The 26,425-nt window shown below is 53.5% G+C and carries 26 protein-coding genes, 1 tRNA gene and 2 pseudogenes; 20 read left to right on the forward strand and 9 right to left on the reverse strand.

Annotation, left to right across the window (positions count from 1 at the left end; genetic code table 11):
- Positions 1-96 precede the first annotated feature (96 nt).
- The 7 genes from BCF11_RS20975 to BCF11_RS21005 all read left to right on the forward strand — a co-directional run bounded on the left by BCF11_RS20975 (position 97) and on the right by BCF11_RS21005 (position 7,420).
- The gene (locus BCF11_RS20975) at positions 97-1,107 is read left to right on the forward strand and encodes an ABC transporter permease subunit (protein WP_061939440.1); all 1,011 of its coding nucleotides are present in this window, start codon (positions 97-99) and stop codon (positions 1,105-1,107) included.
- The gene (locus BCF11_RS20980) at positions 1,104-2,036 is read left to right on the forward strand and encodes an ABC transporter permease subunit (protein WP_233212571.1); all 933 of its coding nucleotides are present in this window, start codon (positions 1,104-1,106) and stop codon (positions 2,034-2,036) included. Before BCF11_RS20975 ends, BCF11_RS20980 begins: the two co-directional genes overlap by 4 nt.
- 16 nt (positions 2,037-2,052) lie before the next feature.
- The gene (gene dppD, locus BCF11_RS20985; RefSeq protein ID WP_098496462.1) at positions 2,053-3,090 is read left to right on the forward strand and encodes a dipeptide ABC transporter ATP-binding protein; all 1,038 of its coding nucleotides are present in this window, start codon (positions 2,053-2,055) and stop codon (positions 3,088-3,090) included.
- Positions 3,087-4,091 carry a peptide ABC transporter ATP-binding protein gene (locus BCF11_RS20990; RefSeq protein WP_098496463.1) on the forward strand — a complete coding sequence of 335 codons (1,005 nt, stop codon included), beginning with the start codon at positions 3,087-3,089 and terminating at the stop codon, positions 4,089-4,091. The genes dppD and BCF11_RS20990 overlap by 4 nt, the downstream gene beginning before the upstream one ends.
- 11 nt (positions 4,092-4,102) lie before the next feature.
- A complete protein-coding gene (locus BCF11_RS20995) occupies positions 4,103-5,713 on the forward strand; it encodes an ABC transporter substrate-binding protein (RefSeq protein WP_098496464.1) in 1,611 nt (536 codons plus the stop codon).
- Positions 5,714-5,880: 167 nt separating this feature from the next.
- Positions 5,881-7,182 (forward strand): serine--tRNA ligase, encoded by a 1,302-nt coding sequence (gene serS, locus BCF11_RS21000; RefSeq protein ID WP_098496465.1) that lies wholly within the window; start codon positions 5,881-5,883, stop codon positions 7,180-7,182.
- 148 nt (positions 7,183-7,330) lie between these two features.
- Positions 7,331-7,420, forward strand: a tRNA-Ser gene (locus BCF11_RS21005).
- A gap of 97 nt (positions 7,421-7,517) precedes the next feature.
- Here BCF11_RS21005 and BCF11_RS28695 read toward each other — a convergent pair.
- Positions 7,518-7,790: a tyrosine-type recombinase/integrase gene (locus BCF11_RS28695; protein ID WP_158229246.1), complete on the reverse strand. Its 273-nt coding sequence runs from the start codon at positions 7,788-7,790 to the stop codon at positions 7,518-7,520.
- A 1,367-nt stretch (positions 7,791-9,157) separates the two neighbouring features.
- On the opposite strand from BCF11_RS28695, the gene BCF11_RS21025 reads away from it, so the two are divergent.
- Together BCF11_RS21025 and BCF11_RS21030 are read left to right on the forward strand one after the other, a co-directional pair.
- Positions 9,158-9,670, forward strand: a complete 513-nt coding sequence (locus BCF11_RS21025; protein ID WP_098496469.1) for a hypothetical protein — start codon at positions 9,158-9,160, stop codon at positions 9,668-9,670.
- Between the two features lie 60 nt (positions 9,671-9,730).
- Entirely contained in the window at positions 9,731-10,213 is a 483-nt protein-coding gene (locus BCF11_RS21030) for a hypothetical protein (RefSeq protein WP_098496470.1), read from the forward strand.
- Positions 10,214-10,278: 65 nt separating this feature from the next.
- On the opposite strand, the gene BCF11_RS21035 is transcribed toward BCF11_RS21030, so the two are convergent.
- Positions 10,279-11,456 (reverse strand): IS3 family transposase gene (locus tag BCF11_RS21035; protein ID WP_098493244.1). Its coding sequence is split into 2 segments (ribosomal slippage): positions 10,279-11,195 and positions 11,195-11,456, totalling 1,179 coding nucleotides; the frame shifts between segments, so codons are not numbered across the junction.
- Between the two features lie 103 nt (positions 11,457-11,559).
- On the opposite strand from BCF11_RS21035, the gene BCF11_RS27700 reads away from it, so the two are divergent.
- The 6 genes from BCF11_RS27700 (at position 11,560) to BCF11_RS28700 (ending at position 14,555) form a co-directional block, all read left to right on the forward strand.
- The gene (locus BCF11_RS27700) at positions 11,560-12,066 is read left to right on the forward strand and encodes a hypothetical protein (protein WP_143751395.1); all 507 of its coding nucleotides are present in this window, start codon (positions 11,560-11,562) and stop codon (positions 12,064-12,066) included.
- A 22-nt stretch (positions 12,067-12,088) separates the two neighbouring features.
- Positions 12,089-12,421: a DUF6678 family protein gene (locus tag BCF11_RS21045; protein WP_369827806.1), complete on the forward strand. Its 333-nt coding sequence runs from the start codon at positions 12,089-12,091 to the stop codon at positions 12,419-12,421.
- A 42-nt stretch (positions 12,422-12,463) separates the two neighbouring features.
- Entirely contained in the window at positions 12,464-12,940 is a 477-nt protein-coding gene (locus BCF11_RS21050; protein ID WP_098496472.1) for a hypothetical protein, read from the forward strand.
- Positions 12,933-13,289, forward strand: coding sequence for a hypothetical protein (locus tag BCF11_RS21055; protein WP_143751396.1), 357 nt, complete (start codon positions 12,933-12,935; stop codon positions 13,287-13,289). Before BCF11_RS21050 ends, BCF11_RS21055 begins: the two co-directional genes overlap by 8 nt.
- Before the next feature lie 390 nt (positions 13,290-13,679).
- Positions 13,680-13,964, forward strand: a complete 285-nt coding sequence (locus BCF11_RS21060; RefSeq protein WP_199110981.1) for a hypothetical protein — start codon at positions 13,680-13,682, stop codon at positions 13,962-13,964.
- 189 nt (positions 13,965-14,153) lie between these two features.
- Complete coding sequence (locus tag BCF11_RS28700; protein WP_098496474.1) at positions 14,154-14,555, forward strand: elongation factor Tu; 402 nt, start codon at positions 14,154-14,156, stop codon at positions 14,553-14,555.
- Here the strand turns inward: BCF11_RS28700 and arr are convergent.
- Together arr and BCF11_RS28380 are read right to left on the reverse strand one after the other, a co-directional pair.
- Positions 14,507-14,941 carry an NAD(+)--rifampin ADP-ribosyltransferase gene (gene arr, locus BCF11_RS21070; RefSeq protein ID WP_098496475.1) on the reverse strand — a complete coding sequence of 145 codons (435 nt, stop codon included), beginning with the start codon at positions 14,939-14,941 and terminating at the stop codon, positions 14,507-14,509. The genes BCF11_RS28700 and arr overlap by 49 nt on opposite strands.
- 397 nt (positions 14,942-15,338) lie before the next feature.
- Positions 15,339-15,737, reverse strand: a complete 399-nt coding sequence (locus tag BCF11_RS28380) for an NAD(P)/FAD-dependent oxidoreductase (RefSeq protein WP_143751397.1) — start codon at positions 15,735-15,737, stop codon at positions 15,339-15,341.
- Positions 15,738-15,870: 133 nt separating this feature from the next.
- Between BCF11_RS28380 and BCF11_RS28385 the strand changes: the two are divergent.
- The 3 genes and pseudogenes from BCF11_RS28385 to BCF11_RS28390 all read left to right on the forward strand — a co-directional run.
- Positions 15,871-16,050: pseudogene (locus BCF11_RS28385) on the forward strand (hypothetical protein); the annotation flags it as partial.
- A 78-nt stretch (positions 16,051-16,128) separates the two neighbouring features.
- On the forward strand, positions 16,129-16,323 hold the full coding sequence (locus tag BCF11_RS28210) for a hypothetical protein (protein WP_199111232.1): 195 nt from the start codon (positions 16,129-16,131) through the stop codon (positions 16,321-16,323).
- A 117-nt stretch (positions 16,324-16,440) separates the two neighbouring features.
- Positions 16,441-16,791 (forward strand): annotated as a pseudogene (locus BCF11_RS28390) (IS21 family transposase); the annotation flags it as partial.
- Positions 16,792-16,873: 82 nt separating this feature from the next.
- Here BCF11_RS28390 and BCF11_RS21090 read toward each other — a convergent pair.
- The 5 genes from BCF11_RS21090 to BCF11_RS21105 all read right to left on the reverse strand — a co-directional run bounded on the left by BCF11_RS21090 (position 16,874) and on the right by BCF11_RS21105 (position 21,465).
- Positions 16,874-17,317 (reverse strand): tetratricopeptide repeat protein, encoded by a 444-nt coding sequence (locus BCF11_RS21090; protein WP_158229247.1) that lies wholly within the window; start codon positions 17,315-17,317, stop codon positions 16,874-16,876.
- 278 nt (positions 17,318-17,595) lie between these two features.
- Complete coding sequence (locus BCF11_RS27705) at positions 17,596-17,850, reverse strand: hypothetical protein (RefSeq protein ID WP_143751398.1); 255 nt, start codon at positions 17,848-17,850, stop codon at positions 17,596-17,598.
- A 1,034-nt stretch (positions 17,851-18,884) separates the two neighbouring features.
- On the reverse strand, positions 18,885-19,616 hold the full coding sequence (locus BCF11_RS21095) for a class I SAM-dependent methyltransferase (protein WP_143751399.1): 732 nt from the start codon (positions 19,614-19,616) through the stop codon (positions 18,885-18,887).
- A gap of 141 nt (positions 19,617-19,757) precedes the next feature.
- Positions 19,758-20,729: a glycosyltransferase gene (locus tag BCF11_RS21100; RefSeq protein WP_098496480.1), complete on the reverse strand. Its 972-nt coding sequence runs from the start codon at positions 20,727-20,729 to the stop codon at positions 19,758-19,760.
- Positions 20,730-20,841: 112 nt separating this feature from the next.
- Entirely contained in the window at positions 20,842-21,465 is a 624-nt protein-coding gene (locus BCF11_RS21105) for a saccharopine dehydrogenase NADP-binding domain-containing protein (RefSeq protein WP_233212573.1), read from the reverse strand.
- Between the two features lie 936 nt (positions 21,466-22,401).
- On the opposite strand from BCF11_RS21105, the gene BCF11_RS21110 reads away from it, so the two are divergent.
- Both BCF11_RS21110 and BCF11_RS21115 read left to right on the forward strand, forming a co-directional pair.
- Positions 22,402-24,264, forward strand: a complete 1,863-nt coding sequence (locus tag BCF11_RS21110) for a protease pro-enzyme activation domain-containing protein (RefSeq protein ID WP_233212574.1) — start codon at positions 22,402-22,404, stop codon at positions 24,262-24,264.
- 632 nt (positions 24,265-24,896) lie between these two features.
- Entirely contained in the window at positions 24,897-26,231 is a 1,335-nt protein-coding gene (locus BCF11_RS21115; RefSeq protein WP_098496482.1) for a tetratricopeptide repeat protein, read from the forward strand.
- Positions 26,232-26,425 lie beyond the last annotated feature (194 nt).

Here is a 26,425-nt window from a genome sequence, read left to right on the forward strand (position 1 = left end):
GCAACGGGGCAGGGCCGGCCAGCGCGGCAATAACGCGCTAGCTGCTCTGCCCCGTCTTTGTAGCACTCGCATTTTTTTATCACGATAGGTATTCCCATGTTTGGATTCCTCCTGCGCCGTGTCGGCCTGGTCATTCCGACCTTTCTCGGCATCACGCTGCTGGTGTTTTTATTGATACATCTGATCCCCGGCAACGCCGTCGAAGCCATGACCGGCGAACGCGGCATGGACCCGGCCCGCTATGCGCAAATGGCGCACGACCTGGGGCTGGACCAGCCGATCTACATGCAGTATTTCAATTACCTGGGGAATCTGTTCAAGGGCGACCTCGGCATGTCGATCATGACCCATACCTCGGTGCTGAGCGAATTCAAGACCCTGTTCCCGGCGACGCTGGAACTGTCCTTTTGCGCGATCCTGTTTGCGCTGATCATCGGCCTGCCGGCTGGCATGCTGGCGGCGCTCAAGCGCAACACCGTGCTGGACTATTCGGTGATGGGCGCCTCTCTCACCGGTTATTCGATGCCGGTGTTCTGGTGGGCCCTGCTGCTGATCCTGCTGTTCTCCGTGACGCTGGGCTGGACTCCGGTTTCCGGCCGCATCGATATCCTGTTCGACGTGCCGCCAGTCACCGGCTTCATGCTGATCGACAGCCTGCTGTCGGACGATAGCGGCGCCTTCAAGTCGGCGCTATCGCACTTGATCCTGCCGACGATTGCGCTCGGCACCATCCCGCTGGCCGTGATTGCGCGCATGACGCGCTCCGCCATGCTGGAAGTCTTGCGCGAGGATTATGTGCGCACCGCGCGCGCCAAAGGCCTGTCGCCATGGCGTGTGGTCGGCGTGCATGCCTTGCGCAATGCGCTGATTCCGGTAGTGACTGTGGTCGGCCTGCAGGTCGGCACCTTGCTGGCCGGCGCGATCCTGACTGAAACCATCTTTTCCTGGCCGGGCATCGGCAAGTGGCTGGTGGCGGCGATCCAGCGCCGCGATTATCCGGTAGTGCAGGGCGGCATCCTGCTGTCGGCGATCACCATCATCCTCGTCAACCTGGCCGTCGACCTGCTGTACGGCGTAATCAATCCACGCATTCGCCACCGCTCATGAACCATACCGATACAACGCAGGCGCCAGCGCCGCAAGCCATTTCCCTGCCCAAGGCGGCCGCCAGCGCGCCGCCGCATCCGCTGCGCGAATTCTGGGGCTACTTCAGCCAGAACCGCGGCGCCGTCATCGGCCTGGTGGTCATCGTCGCCATGGTCCTGATGGCGCTGTTCGCAGATATCATCGCGCCGCATTCGCCGATCGAACAGTTCCGCCAGTCGACCCTGGTGCCGCCGGTATGGCAGACGGGCGGCAGTAGCCAGTTCCTGCTCGGCACCGACCCGGTCGGCCGCGACATGCTGTCGCGCCTGATCCATGGCGTCCGCCTGTCTTTATTGATTGGGCTGGTGTCGATCTCGCTGTCGCTCACCACCGGCGTGCTGCTTGGCCTGCTGGCGGGTTATTTCCGCGGCATGGTTGAAATCGCTGTCATGCGCCTGATGGATATCATGCTGGCCTTGCCTAGCCTGTTGCTGGCGATCGCCGTGGTGGCGATCCTCGGCCCGGGCCTGATGAACGCCATGTATGCGATCGCGGTGGTGATGCTGCCGCACTATGCGCGGCAGACGCGGGCAGCGGTGATCGGCGAGATGTCGCGCGACTATGTCAGCGCCTCGCGCATCGCCGGCGCCGGCACCTTGCGCATCATGTTCAATTGCGTGCTGCCGAACTGCCTGGCGCCGCTGATCGTGCAAGCCACGCTCGGCTTCTCTTCCGCCATCCTGGATGCGGCCGCACTCGGCTTCCTCGGCATGGGCGCGCAGCCGCCGACGCCGGAATGGGGATCGATGCTGGCCAGCGCCATGGAATTCATCCAGAGCGCATGGTGGGTAGTGGCTTTCCCCGGTCTGGCGATTCTGATCTCGGTGCTGGCGTTCAACTTGATGGGTGACGGCTTGCGCGATGCGCTCGACCCGAAACTGAAACGATAAGGCGAGACTGAATATTATGGCACTGCTTGAAATCAAACAGCTGCGGGTCGAATTCGGCTCGACGGCAGCGCCGTTCACCGCGGTGGACGGCCTCGACCTCAGCATCGAAGCCGGTGAAGTGGTCGGCATCGTCGGCGAATCCGGCTCCGGCAAGAGCGTCACCTCGCTGGCCTTGATGGGCTTGATCGACTATCCCGGCCGGGTCAAGGGCGAGCGCATGGCCTTCGACGGCCGCGACCTGCTGACCATGCCGGACAAGCAAAGGCGCGGTCTGCTGGGCAAGGATATCGCGATGATCTTCCAGGATCCGATGACCAGCCTCAATCCCTCGTTTACCGTGGCGTACCAGCTGATGGAAACCCTGCGTGTACATCAGGGCGGCTCGAAGAAGGAATTGCGCGCCAAAGCGCTGGCCTTGCTCAAGCAGGTCGACATTCCCGATCCCGAGCGCCGGCTGGATGCTTACCCGCACCAGCTGTCGGGTGGCATGAGCCAGCGCGTGATGGTGGCGATTGCGATCGCCTGCAACCCACGCCTGCTGATAGCCGACGAGCCGACCACGGCGCTGGATGTCACGGTGCAGGCGCAAATGCTGGAACTGCTGCTGCAACTGCAACGCGACCGCGGCATGGCGCTGATGCTGATCACCCACGACCTGAGCGTGGTGGCACAGACCGCGCAACGCGTGATGGTGATGTACGCCGGCCAGGTCGTAGAGACCGGCCGCGTGCCAGACATCTTCAACGCCCCCAAGCACCCTTATACCCAGGCCTTGCTGGCGGCGCTGCCCGAACACAATATCGGCCGCGCCCGTCTGCAGACCATCCCTGGCGTGGTGCCGGGCCAGTACGATAGGCCCACCGGTTGCCTGCTCAGTCCGCGCTGCGCCTATGCGCAAGACCGCTGCCGTGAGCAGCGTCCTGAATTGCTGGGTGCGCCGCAGGAGCAGGTGCGCTGTCATTTTCCGCTCGATCAAGAAGGCCGCCCGACTAACGGCTGGTTCGAGATTTCCCGCAAAACACCTGAAGCATTGCTAAGCAGTGGGACAGCATGATGATGAATTCCAATATGAACGAAATCGCCAGCCCCGTGGTCCTGCTGGAAGCCAAGAACCTGATCAAGCACTACAGCGTATCGCAGGGTTTGTTCAAGCCCAAGGCTACCGCGCGCGCGCTGGATGGCGTGTCGTTCGCCCTGCAGCCTGGCAAGACGCTGGCGGTGGTGGGCGAGTCCGGCTGCGGCAAGTCAACCCTGGCGCGCCAGATCACCATGATCGAACCACCTACCGGCGGCGAGCTGTGGATGGATGGCGCCAATATCGCCGACGCTGACCACGCCACCCTGAAGCGGGTGCGGCCGCTGGTGCAGATGGTTTTCCAGAATCCCTACGCCAGCCTGAATCCGCGCAAGAAAGTCGGCCAGATGCTGGAAGAGCCGCTGATCATCAACACCGGATTGAACCATGCCGAGCGCGCCGAAAAAGCGCGCGCCATGATGGCCAAGGTCGGCTTGCGGCCGGAGCACTATAGCCGTTATCCGCACATGTTTTCCGGCGGCCAGCGCCAGCGGGTAGCAATTGCGCGCGCGCTGATGCTGGACCCCAAGGTGATCGTGGCCGACGAACCGGTGTCGGCGCTGGACGTCTCGATCCAGGCGCAGGTGCTGAACCTGCTGATGGATCTGCAGCAAGCCAGCGGCGTCGCCTATCTGTTCATCTCGCATAATTTATCGGTGGTGGAGCACATCGCCGACGACGTGCTGGTGATGTATCTCGGCAAGACCGTCGAGCACGGCAGCAAGCAGCAAGTGTTCAGCCGTCCGCTGCACCCCTATACCAAGGCGCTGCTGGCCAGCACGCCGCGCATCGATCCGGCGCAGCGCCAGCAAAAGATGATGCTGCCGGGAGAACTGCCGTCGCCGCTGGCGCCGCCGCCCGGCTGCAGTTTCAATAACCGCTGCCCGTATGCTGTCGAACGCTGCCGCCAGGAAGTGCCGCTGTTGCGCGAGTTCGGCGGCAGCATGGTGGCCTGCCATCGGGTAGAAGAAATCCATTAAGAAGGGTGAGAATGAGCAAGAAGTTGAAACTGGCCGCTGCTATCAGCATGGCGGCGCTGCTTGGCGCCGCCACCAATGTGGCGCTGGCGGCCAAGACCCTGGTGTTTTGCTCGGAAGGCAGCCCGGAAGGCTTCAATCCGCAGCTGTTCACCACCGGCACCACCTTCGATGCCTCCTCTGTACCGCTGTACAACCGCCTGGTTGCCTTTGAACTGGGCACCACCAAGATCATCCCGGCGCTGGCGCAATCGTGGACCGTGTCGGACGATGGCTTGACTTACACCTTCAAGCTGCGCAAGGGCGTCAAGTTCCACAGCAGCGCCAAGTTCAAGCCGAGTCGCGATTTCAACGCCGACGACGTGCTGTTTTCGTTCAACCGCATGGCAGACGTCAATCATCCCTTCCATAAACTGTCCACCGGCGCCAGCTTCAGCTACTTCCTCGACATGGGCATGGACAAGATCGTCGACAAGGTCAGCAAGGTTGACGACTACACCGTGGTATTCAAGCTGAAGCACCCGGAAGCGCCGTTCATCGCCAACCTGGGCATGGACTTCGCTTCGATTCTGTCCGCCGAATACGCCGACAAGATGAAGGCTGAGGGGACAGCAGACGTGATCGACCGCGAACCGATCGGCACCGGCCCGTTCCAGCTGGTCTCCTATCAAAAAGACGCGGTGATCCGCTATAAGGCCTTCGACGCCTATTGGGACGGGCGGCCGAAACTGGACAGCCTGATTTTCGCCATCACGCCGGACGCCTCGGTGCGCTACGCCAAGCTCAAGGCCAATGAATGCCAGGTGATGGCGTTTCCCAAGCCGGCTGATATCGAGCTGATGAAAAACGATCCGGCGATCACCCTGCTGACCAAGGAAGGCCTGAACGTCGGCTACATCTCCTTCAATGTCGAGAAAAAGCCCTTCGACAACAAGCTGGTGCGCCAGGCCCTTAACATGGCCACCGACAAGCAGACGATTCTGAAAACGGTGTACCAGGGCGCCGGCCAGATCGCCAAGAATGCGATCCCGCCGACGCTCTGGTCCTACGACAACAAGGTCCAGGACTACGCCTACGATCCGGTCAAGGCCAAGGCCTTGCTGGCCAAGGCCGGTTATCCCAACGGCGTCGAAGTCGAGCTGTCCTACCTGCCGGTGACCCGTCCCTACAATCCTGACGGCAAGCGCATGGCCGAGCTGATCCAGGCCGACTGGGCCAAGATCGGCGTCAAGGCCAGGCTCAACACCTACGAATGGACCGAATACCTGAAGCGCAGCAAGCAGGGTGCGCAGCAGGCGATGATGTTCGGCTGGTCGGGCGACAACGGCGATCCGGACAATTTCTTCGCCACCTTGCTCGGCTGCGAATCGGTGCGCAGCGGCGGCAATACCGCGCGCTGGTGCAACAAGGATTTCGAAGCGCTGATCCAGAAAGCCAAGCTCAGCACCAATCAGGCCGAGCGCAGCAAGCTGTATGAGCAGGCGCAGGTGATCGCGCATGAAGAAGCGCCATGGATCCCGCTGGCGCACTCGCTGACGCATACGCCGATCCGCAAGCAGGTGATCGGCTTCAAGATGTCGGCGTTCGCCTTGCACGACTTCAGCAAGGTCGATCTGGGCAAGTAATCCGGCAAATAAGCGGGCAGGGCGCAGGGCCAGGGGCTGTGCCTGCCCCCGCGCCGCCTGACTTGTTGTTGTGTCTCTGATAACTTCATTCAATCAGATTGGCTGGCCGAGCACTGGCCGGGCTTGGTACAATGGCGGCTTATTCTTTCGTCCATTTACCTACGTCCATGATCGACATCCAACTTCTTCGCAAAGACATCGCCAGCGCCGCCGACCGCCTCGCCACGCGCAAATACAAGCTCGACGTCGCCAGCTTCAATGCCTTGGAAGCCGAACGGAAGCAAATCCAGACCCGCACCGAAGAATTGCAGAGCCAGCGCAACTCGCTGTCCAAACAGATCGGCATGCTGAAAGGCAAGGGCGAAGACGCTTCCGCCGTCATGGCCGAAGTGGCCGGCATCGCCGACGAACTGAAGGCATCCGCCACCCGCCTGGACCAGGTGCAGGAACAGGTCAGCACCTTCCTGCTGGCCGTGCCCAACCTGCCGCACGAATCGGTGCCGGTCGGCGCCGATGAAGCCGCCAATGTCGAAGTGCGCAAGGTCGGCACGCCGCGCAGCTTCGATTTCGAAGCGCGCGACCACGTCGACGTCGGCGCCGCCCTCGGCCTCGATTTCGACACCGCCGCCAAGCTCACCGGCTCACGCTTCTCGGTCATGAAGGGCGGCATCGCCCGCCTGCACCGCGCGCTCGGCCAGTTCATGCTGGATACCCAGACCGCAGAGCACGGCTACACCGAATGCTATACACCCTACATCGTCAACGCCGACTCGCTGCGCGGCACCGGCCAGCTGCCGAAGTTTGAGGAAGACCTGTTCGCAGTCAAGAAGGGCGGCCAGGAAGGCGAGCAAGCCGCCGACGCTGCCGCGCTGTACCTGATCCCGACGGCGGAAGTGCCGCTGACCAATATCGTGCGCGACGAAATCCTCGCCGGCGAAACGCTGCCGCTGAAGATGGCCGCCCATTCGCCATGCTTCCGTTCCGAAGCCGGCAGTTACGGCCGTGACACTCGCGGCATGATCCGCCAGCACCAGTTCGACAAGGTCGAAATGGTGCAGATCGTCCATCCGGAAAAATCCTATGAAGCACTGGAAGAGATGGTCGGCCACGCCGAAAACATCCTGAAGAAACTCGGCCTGCCGTATCGCGTGGTATCGCTGTGCACCGGCGATATGGGCTTCGGCGCCGCCAAGACCTACGACCTGGAAGTCTGGCTGCCGGCACAGAATACCTACCGAGAAATTTCCTCGATCTCCAATTGCGAAGCCTTCCAGGCGCGCCGCATGCAAGCCCGTTTTCGCAATGCCCAAGGCAAGACCGAACTGGTGCACACCCTGAACGGCTCCGGCCTAGCGGTCGGCCGCACCCTGGTGGCGATCCTGGAGAACTTCCAGCAAGCCGATGGCAGCGTGGAAATCCCGGCAGTGCTGCATCCGTATATGGGCGGCATTACCAAATTGAGCGTATAAGTAATTGATTTAACGGGCTTATTTTTGCGCGTGAAAGCGGGCAAACCGGCTGTGACGGGGAAGCAATAAAAAGGCTTCCCAATATCAAAAAAAGCCTGCTATAATCTTGCGCTTTGCTGCATTAAACACAGCAAGTCGACCGAAAACCGGAGAGGTGGCAGAGTGGTCGAATGTACTTGACTCGAAATCAAGCGTACGTTAAATCGTACCGTGGGTTCGAATCCCACCCTCTCCGCCAGTACACGTAGTATCCATGCGGGTTTCAGAGCATGGGCAAGAAATCAAAGCCACCCTAATCGGTGGCTTTTTTCTTTTGTGGGGGGATTTTCTTGCCATTATGTCGATTTCCGGCCGATCTTCCCGACGGCAACTGTCAGCGTATCGATCGCCAGATGGCTGTATCGCTGAGTGCTGCGCGGGTCCTTGTGACCCAGTACACGGCCGACCGTAAATAGGTCCACACCAGCATTAATCAGCTCGCTGGCCGCACTATGGCGCAGGTCATGGAAGTGAATATGCACCAAATCGCAAACTTGCCTGGCGCGCTGGAATGCCCTCTGAATCGTGATCTTTGGTGTTTTTTGGTTGAAGTGCCGGACGCAGACCAAAATACGTGGCTGGTAGGAATCACCCGCGGGTCGCCGTTCTTGGTATCCATCAGGTAAAACGTCTGGCCTCGAATCTGGGCACGCAGTATCTCACCAAGTCTGAGGCCAGAATAGAAGGCAATCCTTATTGCCAAGCGTGTAGGGCGATTGGTGCATGCCCTAGAGAGCATCAGCATCAGCATCCGCGCACGGCTGGCGTATTCCTGTCGTTCATTCTTGACTACAGGTACGGTAACCCTGGAGGCCGGATCGTCCTTGCACATGTTATGGTATTTCCATCCGTACCGGCATGCCGCAGTCAAATATCTGATTCGGTTTCTGATCGACGCCGGCGAGAATGAGCGCTTGTCGTCCTCATTTGCTCTGACGCCCTTGGCAGCAAAGAACTTGCAGGCAGCTCTGGTCTCCATGATAGCTTGCCAAGCGCTGTTGATTTGTATGAGACTCTTGACGACATATTTTTTTTATAGTCGCGAAGGCTTAGTCGATCTATCCGATTTCCTTCAGTGCCCGGATTGAGCATCGTTATGGACTAGCGCACTGATATTAAACCTGAGTTCACTGTCAATAAGCTATCGGGCATCCAGCGGCTAGAACTTGGGTTGGTTGACTCCAACAATTATGAGTCCCCACATGATCGTCCCTATGACAATCACTGTCCAATTCGATCGGCTGAATTTGGAATTTTCGGCGTAATGAGAATCTACTGCCGCATTTATCCGATTTACATGTGCCTGCATCGGAAGCAAGTAAATGAACGAAAGCAGGTAGTACAACAGCCACGGCTCTCGAAGTCGGGCAGCGACTGTAATTAGCACCCATCCTGCGGCCCATGCAATGGGAGGCACAACTGATTGCACTCCGATATTAGCGCCATATTTGTGAATGCGGGAAAAGCATTGATAGCAGAAAAAGACCGAGAATACGGACCTAACGCCTGGAGCTATGTTGGAGTTCTCTCGGATCTTGATGATCCGCCAGTTTCTGTAGAACCAGTAAATCTCATAAATTCCCGCCGTGAAGATAGACATGATAGCGAGCTTGAAAAGAGATACTGAAAAAAATGACGGCTCAATTTCGATAGTTTTGTAAAGCTGCGAGCCATTGGAAATGTCGTTTACCTTAATGGCACTCATTGAATCAGTGATCACTTTTCCCCCTGGAGTCTAATGGTTGATTCGCGGACATCTCGATTCGACCATGGCTGATAATGTTGCTGCACATTATCGTTTCTTGATTGTATAATTTGCAAATGAATTATGTGAATTTCTAGGCGGCGCGTGCTCTCAGGCGACCCGTAAGATTGAGATCTGATACAAAAAATCGTTTGGGGTAATGATTGCCACCCTACAGGGCGCTATTGAGGCATGAAAAATCGCAATCCTGCACTGCTCTCGTTCAAGCCGATTGAGCCAGGAGACCTTCGCCGCCTCCTCGATCTTGCACGACAAGATAGGCACGCCTTTTTTCAGAAGTACCCAGAATGGGCCCGACTTTACGCCGATCGTGTCATCGGAGTAGCCCTTTGCCAAGGAGCTGCGGTCCACTACACGGACACAACTGCCGGCATCAACGACTTTGATGTTTACACATTTTTTGCTGCCCATCCCGAGCGTCGCTGGTATTCAAAACGGCTGAAGTCCGTGGATTTTGGGAATCCGAAGTTTGGACAATCCGAGATAGCTAGGCCAGGTTTTCAGGGGCGTCGAGTGGACCTCATGAGCCGAGCAATCGAAGTGTTGCCGGGTGCGGATTTGGCTGACACTCTGTGTCGTTGGTTAAGTGCTGGCGCGAGCGAAACAGCCCGTGAGCTCCGCAAAAAAACCGTGGTGTTGCTAGAGCCCGAGGATAGACTTGGCACAGTGGTGTGGCCAATTTAGTCGGCATCCCCAATACCTGCCATCAGATGTTGTAGGGCAGAAGAACAAGGAAATTAATTAATGAAAGAGTCTACTTTGAAGTTGGTATTTTTTTGTGGTTTGTTAGTGTCGAGTGTGGCGTTGTCAGCTGGAGTTTGGAAGCCGGCCGTACTCAAGCCAAGTGACGAGGCAAAATGGATCTTGAATGTTAATAACCATCAAACCGCCGATGGCTCCAGCGTAAGAGACGTGCTGGCCTATGCGGAACGAGTTCGCCCCAGGCAATTCAAGGTCGCGAAGATTGATGTCGGCTATAACGGTGCTACTGGAAAACCGGATTCAGTATTTATTGGCTACTGGATCGGTCGCAATCGCAAAGAGGGCGATCAATTCATTGATTTGGGATATCCAATGACAAAGAATGGCGCGATTGCGACCATTGATTTAAAAGATAGACCAACGCTAACCGCATTGGAGAAAGGCCGTGAATCCTTCTTGCACGAAATTGACTCCATCTATTCCGAAAATTGCGTACAGCCGGGAACTACAGAGCGACTCTGCTAATGAGCTGTAGTGCAGTTAAGTTGGTATGAGGTTCCCTCTGTTTTTCGTCTTCCAACAGACGACTTCTATGCAGCTCGTTTTTCCTGATTCTGTTCACTGATCCAGCGCTGTAGAAACTGGAGCGGCGATTTATAACCGAGGGTCGAATGCTGCCGCTTGCGATTGTAAAACACCTCGATGTATTCGAAACTGGCCGCCCTCATTTCAGTCTGGGTGGTGTAGCGCAGGCCATGGTAACGTTCGTTCTTGAAACTGTTGAACCAGCTCTCAGTCGGCGAATTGTCCCAGCAATTTCCCTTGCGGCTCATCGAACACGTCATACCGAACTCACGCAACTTGTCCTGGTAGGCCTGACTGGCGTACTGGCTGCCGCGGTCCGAATGATGCAGGACGCCGGGCGCAGGACGTCGGCGGAACCAGGCCATCGTCAGCGCGTCTGCCACCAACTCAGTCGTCATACGCGGCTTGAGCGACCAGCCGATCACTTCCCGATTGAACAGATCCAGAACGATGGCGAGGTACAGCCAGCCTTCATCGGTCCACAAGTAGGTGATGTCGGCCGTCCAAACCTGATTCGGCGCCGCCGGCGCGAAATCGCGGTCAAGCAGGTTTCTCGCCACTGGCAAACCGTGCTTCGATTCGGTCGTAACCCGGTAGCGCCGCTTGTGGCGCGCATGAATTCCGTGCGTGCGCATCAACCGCTCTACGCGTCCCTTGCTCGCCGTGTAGCCCCGCCACCGCAACTCGCGGATCATCCGAGGACTGCCATAAGCACCTTTTACCTCGGCGTGGATGGCGCGGATCATGGCCAGCGTCTGGCCGGCCGTCAGGCGCTTGCGATCGGGCGTGCCGCCACTCTTCCAGGCTCGGTAACCGCTGATGCTCACGTCGAGCGTATCGCACATTTCCCTCAGCGCGAATCGATTAGTCTGCGCATCGATCCAGGCGTACTTCACAGAACATCCTTCGCGAAGTACGCCGCTGCCTTTTTTATGATTTCGTTCTCCCGCTTGAGCTTGGCATTCTCGGCACGTAAGCGCGACAATTCCATCTCTTCCGGTGTCACAACCTTGCTACCAGCGCCGTTCAACTTGCCAGCCTTAGCGGCCTTGACCCAGTTGCGCAGCGTTTGTTCGCTTAGACCAAGTTCCTTGGCTGTCGCCGCGAAGGACTCGCAGGCATTGACCCGTCTGACTGCCAATTCCTTGAATTCCGCCGTGTATGAACTTCTTGAAATCTTCATTTCTTGCCTTCCCAAAGTAACGTCAATTTTACGTCACCTGTGGAAGACGAAATTTCAGGGAAAGCTCAGTATGAAAAGCTAATTTTATTGGATTGGTTTCAGAATGTCAGTAACCGCCACTGAGATAAATAAATTGATCGAGAGCGAACTTGCAGGTATTCATGATGCAGGTGTTGTGCATCACATTCGCACTCTATTGGTTACGCCGCAATCGATTTTGCGAGATTGGGACTTTGGAGGCATTGGCGAAAAATATCCATGTTGGTCTATTCTGGATCACGAAAAATCCGGTACAGGCATTGGTCATTGCGAATTTGGTTTTGGTCCTAAAACCCCCTGGGGACTCGTTGGTCTAGCTGGCCATGACCACATGTCACTTGGGATGGATTGTGAATGGTTCTCCACCTTTGTTGAAGCTTTCTTTGACTCGATGGCAGCTACAGAGCTGCCAATATGGAGAATCTTCAAACAGGAGGGCGGAGCGTACCCAGGGATAGCTATTACTGGCGAAGCCGATTGGAATTCCACTTGGGAGAAAATAGGCAGGTTGAGAGCCGTCGATCCAGGTGGACGATACCATTGTTCGCATGATATTCAGTTTCGACTATAGCTAATGGGGGCGACTTGAAAGGATGATAGGCCGTACTGTGTTTTCTCTGATGAATGAAACGAAGTGGAATGAACTGCGACGTGCAATGTGCAAACTGGGCCAAGCCTCGCCGAAGTGGCGCATTTTGGATGTTCAGAGTGACCACCTTTCCGGTTGGGATTCGGAATGGTTTTACCACTTTCCCTTAGGCGGATATAAAACGATTCGCTGGGTTGAAATTGCGGTCGACTCGGCAGCGCAGCGAAAAATACTCCTTGATCTTTTGGTGCCAATGCATGTACCTGGAGAGCAGACGGATATCGGTTTTCGTATTTTCGGATATGGTGAACTAGGTGCTGCCATAAGCTATTTGTAGTTCCATCCATCGGAGATTGGAAGTTACATCCGTATTTTAAATATGAAAAACAAGTCAAAAACAAAGCTGGACACAATTGTCGATACCTACGAAGAGCTCGCAGCGGAGTATAGAGCTCTCGGCGATCAAAAATTAATAGACCTATTTGATTCCTTTATACCGTTCATCCAAACAGCGAAAGCTAATCCCCAAGTGAAGCGTTCAGCGATTGTTGCAGGCTGCGAGCAGGGCTTAAGAGAAACGCCGCTGCTCCTCACTAATTTTAAGCTGTCAGAAGATATTCAAGGTGTGGCACTTAAAATATTTTATAGAGTGGTGGAGATTCATATGCCTGTTTTTTTCGAAAAAGAGCGGCAGAAGCGAGAGATGATAGTTCGCCGTGGAAAGATCAAAGGAGAAAGCGAGTGGCATCTACTCAGAAATCGCGTGGACGAGATTGAAGGGGACGCCGCTCATGAAGTGGAACTACTAGCGCTCTACAAGATGCTGGATGATTACGAGAGCGCTGCATATGAATGAAGATCTATCCCGCCTTGTATCGGCAAATAGATACGAAACCCTGCACTGGAGCTTGATAAACATTTTCGCACGTCTGTTCGGGATTATGGCGTTGCTTGTGGGGTTTGCGTTTGGACTAGCAGCATTGCTTCAATTTTGGGGCGCTGGCCTGTCCACTCCGGGAGTTAGCGCCTTGGAGAATTTCTTTCTATCGGCTTTCTCTCTAGCGCTGGCTGCAACGTTTCTGACCGTGCGTCCTTACAGACTTGACGTGGCGCGTGAGGATTCGAATACGTCAGATAAGCCTGGGCGGAAGTTGGGATGGTGGACTGGCACTCCCAAAAGAAAATATGTGGGAATTGAAGAGTGATGTGAAAAATAAGCATTCGATCCCTATTCCGGCGATTGTTGCAATCGGATTTAGTTTGCCAATAGTGTTGGTCCTTGCGCTTTTATATTGTCTTTATTCGTTCGACGTTCCCACGCCAGAACAATCTTGCAAAAAATATTGTGCGACGAAAAACCAGTCTGGTCAGTTGGTTTCGATTTTTACGCGAATTCAATCCCCAAAAGATGGGAGACCAACGCAATGTCAGTGTAATCATTGAGCACCTGCAGTTGATTGAATTGAGTCTGTCGTGATTCGTTCAAAACGACTAATTGGGATCAATGGGCGGAAGCACCAAAGTGATATTATTCAGGCAATCAAATCGTAAAGAAATGTTTGCTCAGTTCGGTTTCCCACATGTTGGAAGTGCTTATGTCCGAGAATATATCTGAAGAGAAGTTGCTGGCTCATGCCCTGTACCATATCCGCCTTCTCCTATCTGGGTTCCTCGGAAGCCAAAACCAAGGATCGCTTGAAGTTCGCGTGGCGGCTCACTTTGCATACGCTTTACACAACGAGGCGCTCGCTGTAATTGACGGTAAAAGCTTTGATGTTTCAAGTGCCTTGAAAAATATTGAGCACATAGATCAGATCCTCAACGTCGAAGATGGCAAACGATTTATCCACGTCATATCGGCCAATGGTTCAACTAGCTAACTATTTGAGAGTGTGAAAATATGCTGTTTTCACTTGCATACGCTGAGCATGACTAAGTCCAATTAATTATTCCGGCTCTAGGTTAGTATGCGAATTTCAGCTGTCGGCCTATTCCGATCGGTCGGGCCAGCCATGGCATTGAATAGCGAAAGCACATTCACCATTGCATGATTACTGGCTCAAATTACGATGAAACTTCCACACGATATCGAAGCGGAAATTTACTTTCTAACGCCTGCCGAAGGTGGGAGGAGTTCTCCTGCATTTGACGACTATCGACCACAGATTTACTACGATGGGCGTGATTGGGACGCTAGACACATTTACCCTGACGTCAAACAAGTCAATCCCGGAGATACCGTCAGAGCTTTTTTGGGGTTCCTGAGTCCGGCAGAGCACCTTGGGAAGATTTATCCCGATATGACGTTCGAAATTAGAGAGGGCGCACGAACCGTCGGGAGAGGAAGAGTAACTCGAATTATTGCACTTGAAGAGTCGGCAACTCGCTCAAAAACGGATAAGATCCTCGATGAACCATCAGCTCAGTCGTCAATTGCCTCAACGCCAAGCAGCCTAAGTCCCTCAACGTGATCCTTCATAGCCTGGAGTGCTTCGGGGGAGTGCCCCTGCCAATCCGTGACCTCGCCCGCGACACGTAGCGGCTCCCGGGAGCGGTACGACTTCGTCGGATTACCCGGGTATTTCTTGTCCGTCAGATTGGGGTCATCCATGATCGGGCCGGTCGGTTCCACTATGTAGATTCTGCCGCGACCTTCGCCGAGCGCTAGCTCGGCTCCCCAGGTGGCTGCCTCCAGGGTGGCGCTCAGGTAGACGTAGGTCGCCGTCTTCCTCTTGCCGTAGTTAGAGCTGTAGCCGGGCTCGATCAGGTCTCCCGGCTTCAGGTCAGCCCGGGTGCCATGGTAGAGCCGCTGTGCACTCAGATCGTCGGTGGCTGCCACCGGTTCGCTCTTAATCATATTTCTCTTCCTCTTCTGGGCAAGTCATAGATGACGTCCAGCTGATGCTTATACAGGCAGAACTGGCCGGCATGTAATGTGGACGGTTGATAAGCAAGCTCCGAGATCCGCATTATTGCTAGCGTTGGATCTGATCTGAGCGCTTATGCAATGCTAATTATTCATGAAATGCGTCAAGCCTGAGCACGCCGGTCGATGGAGTCGACACTGTTCACCCGGCAGTTGTGTTGCAATAGCAAGACTGGTGAAGTCTACTTACACGGCGGGCTTATGTCTACCGAGCAGGGATATTCAACGCGCCGCGTGTTTCTTCTATCTGCGGCGGCACTGCTGGGGCGCCAAGGTCGACGATTAGATCTGGGCGCGGCCATTGCAGCGTCAATCCGGCGTTCAGCAATTATGCTGTCACGACATCGTCCCAATCGATGCGATAGCCATGCAAGGAACCGAACATCTTTTCCGGTGTGAAGAAGGTCTTCATCGCAAGCGGCATCAAAAGGCTGAACAATGCCTTGGCCACCGGCCCGGAGGCCTTTCTATTGTTGGTCTTGGCGGCGTCCGCGGCGACTTTCTCGACCCTGGGCCGGCGCAGCTGCTCGTAGGCGAGAAAGGCCGTGGCAGCGTCGGGCAGGTCGGGCAGGCAGCGCGCCAGCTGGATGGCGCTCTCCATGGCGAGCGACGCTCCCTGGCCTGAACTTGACGATGGCGCGTGCGCGGCGTCGCCGACTAACACCATGCGGCTGCGATGCCACTGCGGCACCGGCGGCAGGATTTCTCCCGCGCCTGCGACGAGCAACTGCTCGGGACTCGTGTGGGCGAGCAATGCGCCGCCGGCACGGCCCTCGCCTCTGCCGCAGTCAACGGCATCGGGTGCGGCAGATTGCCAAACCACATGGTGCTGCCATCCGGCTCCGTCCAGTGGCCGAGAAATGCGCGCTTTCCATGCACGAAGTGCATGGCGCCGGGGCGGCCGATTGCGCCGCTGCCCATCGCACGACCGCCGAATCCGAGCAGGCCGGTGTACTGCGGCCCCGGCGCCTGCGGATCGATCAGCGTGCGGACTCACGACGGGCGCCATCACTGGGCTGGTCGACCGGCTGGAGAAGGCCGGCTTCGTCCGGCGCGAAGCCGACCCGACCGACCGCCGCAAGGTGCGCGTCGTGGCCTGCGAAGAGCGTGTGCGTCAGATGGCTATCTACTATGAGCGGCTGGCTCAGCGTACCGAAGCCGTATGGGCGCAGTTCAATGAAGAGCAGTTGCGCACGGTGCTGGAATTCGCGCACCGTTCCAGCGAGGTATCGATGGAGGAGGTGGCGCACATCCGCAGCTTGCCGATCTTGAAGGCGATCGACTCAGCAAGCAAGCTTAAACCGAAGGATTGATTCGGAGGCGTGTCAGCGAGGGCGTATAAGCCTATGCGCACCAGGAAACGTCATCGTTGCAGTGGGGCACAATCCTATTCAATATAGTGAGTAGGAGATTGGAGTGATCGACGTCGCATTATTCGACGCTGGCGTCTTCGTGACCAGGTCTCCTTGAGGGAGATCATCAGGCGCTTGGGGATCTCCGGAAGCTCCGTCAGACGCTATCTACGCTCAGAAGTCATAGAGCCGGCTTATCGGGATCGACGCACTCCCAGTGCTCTTGATCAGTGCGCCTTCAAACTTTCAACTTGGCTTAATACCGAAGCGACCAAATCTCGAAAGCAACGCCGTAGCTTGAAACAGATCCATGCTGATCTATGTGAGCTAGGCTTTGAGGGGTCTTACGACCGGGTTGCCGCCTTTGCGCGACAGTGGCTACTGGATCAACAAGATAGGGGCAAGTCGGCAAGTAAAGGCACAGTAATAGAAAAGACACCCTTGGGAATTGAGGTGGAATTGTCTTCGTCAATTGTCAGTTTCGCTATTGGATAGCGGATTGTCGCTTCTTTCAATGGGGTTTTAATGCAAGAATAGCTGCAGCACGTTTTTCGACGTGTTCAGCATTTTCCTCTCGTCCGGTTTGACGGTATACCATGGCCAGCTGGCTGAGTGTATTGGCGATGTCCTGGTGATCTTGACCAAGTATGCTCTCCTTTATCGCCAGCGTACGCTTGAGAAATGACTCTGCCAGCGCGTATTGTTTTTGGGCGGAATATAGCCACGCAAGATTACTCATTATTCCTGCGACGTCCAGAGGTAGTGAGGTGGCTGTTCCCTGGATAATCTGGAGAGCTGCCTTCTCTGCAACGACGGCTGCAGCAAATTTCCCTTGCTGGCTCAGTGCCACGGCTTCGTTATTCAAAGTTCCCCAGTTATCTTCTTGTGCATATGCCAGCGGACTTCCGCCAAATGCCAGCAGAAGCAACAGCAATGATTTCGTCAGTATTTTCATGAGTTTTTCAGTCCCTTCTATATCCATTCATTCCAAGCGGGTCATATCTTTGATCGTCCCGCCGAGATTAATTTTGAAGCCCAGAAATAGCTGACTTGTACCGGACTACCGTAAGTCGGCCTCGTATAGTTCATTAAAAATAATCGAGGTACTACAGAAGCGACAGATGATTGTCGGTCTGCGGCTTGACCAGATTCCTGTAGCGTAGACGCACTTGTCGTCTTCGATGTTTTCATAACAGCTGTAGTTTCTTGAGTCATTGCTTGATAAAAGGAAGCTCAAACCATACGCTTGCAACGTCCAAACGGATCATGGCTGTGAAGGATAGGGGGATCGTTGCTTGCATTTGCTGCAGCATTTTCAGCTAAGATTTCCTTTATCGTCGTCACAGAAACGCCATACCTGTTGGCCAACATCCGTATAGGTGCAATGCTGCCGGCATTTATCAGCGCCATATGTTCGGCTTTTAACGCAGCATGGCTCCATGTTCCGTCTTGATCCTTGGCTGTGCCGGATTTTTTTGCAATTGGCATATCGGATAGATTTCTATGTCACACTTTTACGTTCCATGGCGCTGGCGAGCAGATCTGCTATCAGTGTTTCCTCTGCATGCAGCGGAAGGGCAGTAAACAACGAACCAACCATTAAAATTTCTGCTGGAAAATTCACAAAAAACATTGCGTCCCATCTCATTTTTATTACAACATCGCAATGCACTTAACTTCGCACATGCGAAGAAGTCACAACGACAATCAATAACTGCTCAGGCTTTATGAATGGCAATCAGCCAAGCTGCATATTCCAAGGTCGATTTGTAACCCGACATGCTGGGATGTGTGTGATTGGCTGCGGTAGTTAATTGGTCTTTTAACGCCAGCAAATATTTTTTCGGATTGTCGGAATTTTTCTTGGCGGTGTCGTAAATATCTTAGACGATGTGATGAGTCGCGATTTTGACGTTTTGACCGTAGAGCGACAAAGCTGCCAGCGTTTCAATTTTCTTGAAATATTTATTGTCCAAATAATTTTCTAACTTGGCCCCCAATTGCCTACTCCAGAAAACATAACTGCCATTGATATAATTTAAGAGAATATTAGGGATAGATAGACTGCCTGTCTATTCGCTTGCATGGCATTTCACAAGAGTTTTCAAATTCATCATTAATAGAAAATGATTTGCGCTTTTTTGCGCACAATCTGCGCATGAACATAAATGGTGATCTCCTGAGATAGGAGTCACGCGATCAAGGCACTGGTTGACGTCACCAGAGTTATGCGTTCGCCTTCGTGACCAAGCCTCATTATGCGTTGTGCTTTGAGGGATCGTACGACTGGGTTGCTGCCTTTGCGCAGCAGTCGCGAGGTGTTTTCCCGTGTACCCGCAAATAGGTAGCAGCCCAGCTGACGGAGCTTAGAATGACTGGCGTGACATTGGCAGCGATTGCGCCTTCGTTGCTAGGGTAGGTCTGGCAAGATAAAGTCACGACACTGAACAACTGAATTTGATCACACGACAGCACACGTCAAACCGGAGAATGTCAGATCAGATCGTGGCTATTACAGTTTTTTACACCCTCTTGGTATAAGGTTCCCCAGTAGGATCCGAGTCGAAGACACGTTTTCCCGATTCATGTTCAGTAGGACGTGTCCGCTCGCGTTTTTCGATGACCAGCATGCTATCGTAAAAATGTAGTGAATGCATATGTCGAGTTTGCTCATTGACCGCGAAACTTTCCGCATCTTTTGAATGCCATGCATTGAGCTGGTCGATTAAATCTTTTGACATTTCTATGAAAGTATCCCGCTTGCGGTAGCCACCGCCATGGCTGGCCCAGTAGCTGGTATGCAGATCTTCACATACATATACGCCGCCATCTTTGAGATGTGGAAACAACACGTCAAAGGACTTTATTTGCTGATGCATGAAATGCCCGCCATCGTCGATAATAATGTCGAGTGGAGGTAATTGCGAGACAAGCTGGCTCAGGAAATTGTCGTCGCCTTGGTCGCCAATATAGATAGATACACCAGCTTCCTCCAATTGCTTGCATCGCACATCGATGTCGACTCCATGTACATGAATCTGCGAACCAAAATAGTGTCGCCACATTTGCAGGGACCCACCGTGATAGCAGCCAATTTCGAGGAGATGAAGCGGCTTCCCTTTGAAACGCTGGAAATGCCATTCGTACGCTTCGAAATAATGCTGCCACTTCCGCATGTAGCGTCCTTGATTGCCGTGGAAATATTCGGCCAATTCATTGTTTTCAGTAGGAATTTTAGGTTCTCCAGTCTTCAAAAATATAGGTTATTGCTGTTTACTTAATGTGTGTTTTCTTGGAGCCAGTTTAAATTATTTTTCACGATTTCTGATTTTGGCGTTTCGAAGAAAATCAAATCGGAAATGATCAAAATATTTTGAACGAGCGGTGCAGGTGCGTCACTTTAGCTCTTGATAAAACAAACGGTCTAGAGCAGCTATATCCTTGACATCCAGATAATTGGCACGAGTCCATTCGGCACGCCGTTGGTTCAGCAATGATACTAGGCAAGTCTTAGTTTCTTCAACGTCCAATCCCCAGCGCTGGTCAACTTCGCGTAACGCAACCGCTGCGGCTCGATGTAATGCACTCAATGACTCAAAGTCGAGTGGAGTATCGAATTTTAACTTGTACAGCGGCATCAGATGACGTATATCATGCCCGCTAAGCTGAGGGAAGAAGGCGGGCAACATGCGCGCGTACAGCCGTTCTTTTCCTCGATATAGGAGATCCGTATTCAGATTGAATGAAGTCATGCCGCCATGAATACGGTATGAGGTCAATACACTAGGTAAATTGGCAAACCGTGCTCCCAGCAGCAGACAATCAAACCAAAAACCCAGGTCGTCTGTTATATAAAGGTTAGGGTCGTATCTGAGGGCATGTTTTTGGACGAAAGCGCGGCGAAACATGGCACTGGGATTGGCAAGATATGCATTGCCGCTGACGAAGCGTGCTTTGATACGCCCATCATCAAGCGGGAAATTACTGCATCCTTCTTCGAGCCCAAAATGCCGGATCTGACTGCCGACAACCATGATGTCATGATGTTCGTCAAGAAACCTTGTTTGCTGGAGCATGCGTTCCGGGGCCGCAAGATCGTCGTGATCCAGGCGCGCGATATACTCACCGCGGGCTAAGTCGAAAGCGCGATTGACATTGATTATGCGGCCCTGATTATTTTCATGACGATGAATTTTGACTCGCTTATCTCCAACGGCTCGGACTAAATCAAGCGTGTTATCGGTACTTGCATCATCTAGTATCAATACTTCGAAATCGACATCTTGCTGCGTGAGTATTGAATTTAAGGTCGCCTGAATGTGAAGATGAGCATTGAATGTCGGTATGACTACTGATACTTTCGGCATAGATTTTTTCCTGTTGGACCCTGTGATTTTAAAAAAACGAGTCGATTACAAATCAATCCTTAATAAGTCGTTGAAAAAGACAAAAACATCTTCGAAATTTGTCGACGCTGAATCAATATTTATCGTTTGCTAACCCGCACCATATCTGGATATGGTTACGCCTCACAAGAGTCAGCACCACGTCTTGCTTGGCGATCGGGATCGAGGTTTCCAGCACTTCTTTCAGGATCGGACGGCGTTCCAGCTTGCCAAGTCGCAAATCGCGCACCAGGATCTTGATGATGTCGCGATGGCCAGGGTAGCGTACGGTCTTGTAATCCAGGTTCTGGATCCGGCCTTGCCAGCTTTTGCGCAGGGTGCCTAGGCCGCATTGCGGTACGCAGGCGGTGGTCGAATCCTGGGCAAACGATTTGACGAAACAGGTGCTCTCGACATCTTCGGTCAGGTCGAAGTAGTGCGAGTGGGCGGCTTTGGCCGCTGTCGCGATGACCGGGGTCAGGAAGTGAGGGCAGGCCGGCAAGGTGACGTCATGGCCGCTAATCAGCTTGGTCACGGTAGGGGCGTGCGAAATATCCGCCAGGATCGTGGTGATGTTAGGAAAGCCCGCTTGTTTCGCGTATTCCAGGCGCTGTGGATCGCGGTCGGCCACGGTCAGGATATAGTCGCGGCTGCGCGACAGGTTGAGGATAGCGTCGCCGATGTTGCCGGCGCCAATGAGAATCAATTTAATAGACATGTAGCTACAGATTTTATGGGTTTAGCGGCGAACCTCATCCATCGCGCCCTGCGCATGGTCCATGATATTTTCATTAGCAGGAAGTCGGTGTTACTAACATGTTGATTCCATCGACGCGATCATCAATGCCATTGATCGTTTGCGTTCAATCCATGCCGCGCACTGACGAAGTAAATGATCCTAAAGGGCAAGATGCCGCCAGTCCATTGCTTTGAGTACGCTTTTACAATGCTTATGAATTTCATTATTGTTTGGTAATCCTCTGTATTTTTCAGTACACATTTGGCGGATCTTGCCACCTTTCTGAAATGGAAGGCACGCGTTTGCCATGGAGGATTCAACTCTGAATTTTGCCAATCTTTTCCTGTTTTCCCGCATGGAATGCAGTCTCGAATGCTGATCTGTTTGCGTCTGCAGAAAGAACAGATGGGATTTGGTACGACGATGGGTGATCTCAAAACAACGAATGATTACGTCTTCATGATGTTTTCGAAAATAGACACTTTGCCGAGTACTTTTTTATTTCGATGTGGGAATATTGCTCAAGTTAGTACTCGTTAAGAATTCAATGTGCAGGGAATTTTGCATCACCGTTATTCTGGAGCGGCGGCTACTTCATGAGAGTGCCGCTGCTTATCCTCAAAAGGGAAACATCATGGCTCACACCAAATTCAGCTTGACTTACCTCGCTCCTCGCGCATCTTCATCCGAAGACTTAGCGCACCGCGCATTCCACTTCCTCTTTCACGATTTCCGGCACAGGTAGCGATAACGCTGCAGCCATCCAGTTAGCGGACTGTCGGTCCGTTATCTTCTGCATCATCTGTCGAGTCCTTGCGACAGGTGATACAGATTCCTGCGCCTGGTCAATTTGCATCGCTCATCGCCATGCAAGGCTACGGCATTTTTATCTGTCCCATTCAAGAGGGTCGTTACATGAAATCGAAAAAAATAAGCAATGATGTTTTGGTTGCCCGGGTTTCGGCATTATCGTTGGCATTGTCCCTGGCATTTTCATCCGTATCCGCCCATGCTGCAATAACGGATAACAGTGTTTGGGTGCCAACCAAGACGCAAGCATTCTTGAAGTACGTGCAAGCGAAACAACGGAGCTTGGCGACTGATGTCAATCAGAAGACGCCGTCAGAAGCAGCGGTGGAATTGGTGCAAGGCGAGCCGGTGCATGTGACGGTAAGCTTGAATTTACGTAATGAAGCCAAGCTCGACCAGTTTTTGCAAGAATTGCATACGCCTGGAAGCGCTTCATATGGAAAAGTTCTGACGCCGGCACAATTTTCCGAAAAATTCGCACCGACAGAACAAGATGTAGATAAGGTGGTGAAGCACTTAAGCAAGTCCGGTTTCGTCAATATCACGGTCTCGCCAAATCGCCAGCTAGTGTCTGCAGACGGCACAGCTGCAACAGTTCAGAAAGGCTTTCGCACTTCGCTGAAACGCTTTCAGCATCAGGGCCGCAGCGTGTTTGCGAATACGGACGTAGTACAAGTACCGGCGGCACTGGGTAGTATTATCGGGTCTGTGCTAGGGCTGCAAAATGTCGCCATCGCGCACACATTAAGTTCTCAAATCCCTACAACGGAAACAAGCCTGGCGTCGCAGGGCAAAGCTGCGGCTGTGCCAAATGCTACGCCGGTAAAAGCTTCGCCAAATGCGGCAGCTATTGCCGCTGTGTATAACGGAGGAAACACGCCAACTGCATCGACGACGGCCGTTGCCATTATCGCGGTGGGAAATCTGGCGCCAACCCTCAACGACTTAACCCAATTTACAACGAGCAACGGCTTTGCAGCCGTGAATACGAAGGTGGTGCAGACCGGTCCAGTGGGCAGTAGCTACGCCGCTGTCAATGGTCAAGACGAGTGGAGTCTGGATAGTCAAGCAATCATCGGAGCTTCTGGCGGCGCCGTAAAACAAATGACATTTTATGTGTCGCCTGACTTCGGTACTGATAATCTGATTGCTGCCTTTAACCAGGCGGTAATCGATGGCGTGGCCAAGGTCATTAACGTTTCAATTGGCGGTTGTGAATCGTCGATATTCAACGCCACCGGTTTTGCCGCATCAGACAATGTATTCAGGCAGGCGGTTGCGCAAGGCCAGACTTTTTCTATCGCGGCAGGAGATGCAGGTGCCTACAATTGCCAATTCAGTCCTGTTTCTGGATCGGCAGGGGTTGTGACGAGCCCAGGGAGCTACGATGTCAGCTGGCCGGCAAGTTCACCCTATGTGATTGCGGTTGGCGGCACGGCTGTGTACACCAATGCCGGCGTATACAGTAGTGAAACCGTTTGGAATGATGGACTGAGTACGATTGGTTCATATTCAGGCGGCTATGATTTTAATCGACGTTTATGGGCAACCGGTGGCGGTTTCAGCAAATACGAGCCTGCACCCGCCTGGCAGGGCTTAACTGGAAAAGCCAATCGAGGCCTGCCTGACATCGCGTTTGATGCCGCTGGCATTAATATTGTCTACAACAATCAGATCACCGGCCTTCGCGGCACTAGTGTAGCTGCGCCAATTTTCGCTGGCATATGGGCACGCCTGCAATCGGCTAACGCCAACGGATTGGGTTTTCCAGCCGCAAGTTTCTACAAGTACTTTCCGTTGGCAGCTAACTCAGCTTTGTTGCACGACGTTATCTCGGGCACAAACGGCACTACCAATGCAAATGGTTACAAAGCAGCTCAAGGGTGGGATGCAACTACCGGTTTCGGTAGCCTGAACATTTCCAATCTCAATACTTTTGTTAAGAACACTTTGGATTTTGCGCGTTAATCATTCGGCGTGATCGTAGTGAGTTTGTTTGAAATCGGCCTTCGGATCATCCGGTCCGAAGGCTGGCTGCCTGCGTAGTGGGCGAGTGTTCGCTATGATTAATCTATGATTAATTATAGGAATTGAGGGAATGGCGAAATCGGTCACCGAAGAAAAGTCGATAGCTGTCTCGTCCCTTCTGACTCGTTCTTCTCTCAGGTACGTAAGCTCATGCACCTGACTTGTGATGGCGGCGATTGCTGAAAAGCGAACGATGCCGCTTTCCTCTCCTGGCGTCAAACATCATTGGCGTTGCAAGTCCTTGGACCCCGGCGATTCTGATCCTGTGGCCGTCACCCCGCTGCGCCGGTGAATGGCGCACTTGCCTGGTCAAGCTGCATCGTGCGAGTCATAGCGTCACTCCCGAGTGATGAAAACCCATTTTTTAGCCGCACTAACAATTATCCTGTAGGCAAAGATAAGGTAAGAATTGCGCCTGTTCATTTGGGAGCTACTTCCAGGGAAGTCCAGCTATCGTGCAAATCCCGCAGGGAAATGTAACAATCGGCATTGAATAGTCGATAGAATAAGAATGATGCATATTTGGCTGCCGATGATTGTAAAAAACGCGTGAAATATCTTGGATCACTGAAATGCATAATTCATCAGGCGCGCTTGCCGATATAGATCCTATGTCAGCCGGGTTCGATATAGACCGGGATGGTTTCGTTTCTTACAAAAACTCGCTGCTTTTTTTGCCCCCCAAGGAACGCGGGTCCTTTCGTCTATTGCTGAATGCCTGGCCGAAAGTCGTTTCAAAAGAAGATTTTTCAAAAAATGTCTGGGCCGGGCGCATGTCGGACGAAAGCCTGGCGCGCTGTATTACACAACTGCGCCGAGGTCTCTCCAATCTTGGCGTCGTGCAGATCGATTCCCTTTATGGCCAAGGTTATCGTCTGACGATCTTGTCGGATAAAGTGAGGCGATTACCGGCATTGCCGGCGGCCCCGCAATCCAGAAAATCCGAGGCAGCAAAGCCGCATGCCGCACTAATCGAAGCTTGCATCCACGCCCGGCAATTACTTGAACGTCGTTCGCCTGATGCCTTTTCTCAAGCCGAATCAATACTCAAAAATGTCATCGCCAAGGCCCCCGACTATATGGTGGCGAAACTGCTGCTCGCACAATACGTAGCCGATAGGGCGTTTTTCGACGGGAACATACAGCGCTCACAAATCGACGATGCTCTTGGCGAATTAAGGGCCGTGCAAGATGCCGAGCCATATTTGCAAGGCCTGCAATCACAGATGGGCTATCTCCTCGATTGCAAGTGGCATTTCGATGAGGCTAAGGCCGCGCACGAGCAGGCGCTGCAAATGTCGCCTGACGACGACGTCGCCTATTATCGTTATGGTTTTCATCTGCTGACCAGTAATGCTCCGTCCGAGGCCGTCAGCGCTTTGCGTTCTGCCGTTCAGCTCAATCCATTCTCGCCGAATATGGCGGTCGGACTGGTACGTGCCTACGCTTGCGCAAATATGGATCCTGCCGAAGTGCTAGTTCATGCGCGAAGCGCATATTCAGCTCATCCGGATAGTCCTTCGGCTTATGTGAATCTGCTCTACACGCTAGCCTGGGTGGATCCGCAACCGGAAATCGCCCATGCGGCGCGTCATTTCGTGCAAAAGAACCGTTATGCGCACGCCCTTTCGTCCAGGGCCGTGGCATACGTACTTGCGCGTTGCGGCGATCATGCAGGAGCGCTGGAAATCATTGAGAAACATAGCAGTATCCATGGGATACATCTGGCGGCTTTAGTCGCCATGGGAATGCTCGACGAGGCGATGGAGAAAGTTAATGCCGCTGCTGAAACCGGATTTGGCGTCTTGCCTTTTTCAATCAGCGTTCCGGAATGCGATGCGTTGAAACAGCATCCAGATTATGCCCAGGTGCAGGCTAAGGTATTTGGCCGTGTTCCCACGAAATAATGAAGAGCGCAACTGAATAAAATTGACGTGGCATTATCCTGCGCTGGCACCGCCATTGCCAGATCTTCTGAAGTAAAAATATCGGCAGACTCCCGACAATCTTTTAAAGCATCGCCAGCCAGCCAATGCTGGCAGGCAGGCTGCGTCACGATTCACGGCTTAACTCTATCGACAATACTGCGGCAATGAACACG

The organism is Collimonas sp. PA-H2, from assembly GCF_002564105.1.
In the GTDB taxonomy this organism is placed as follows: Bacteria; Pseudomonadota; Gammaproteobacteria; order Burkholderiales; family Burkholderiaceae_D; genus Collimonas.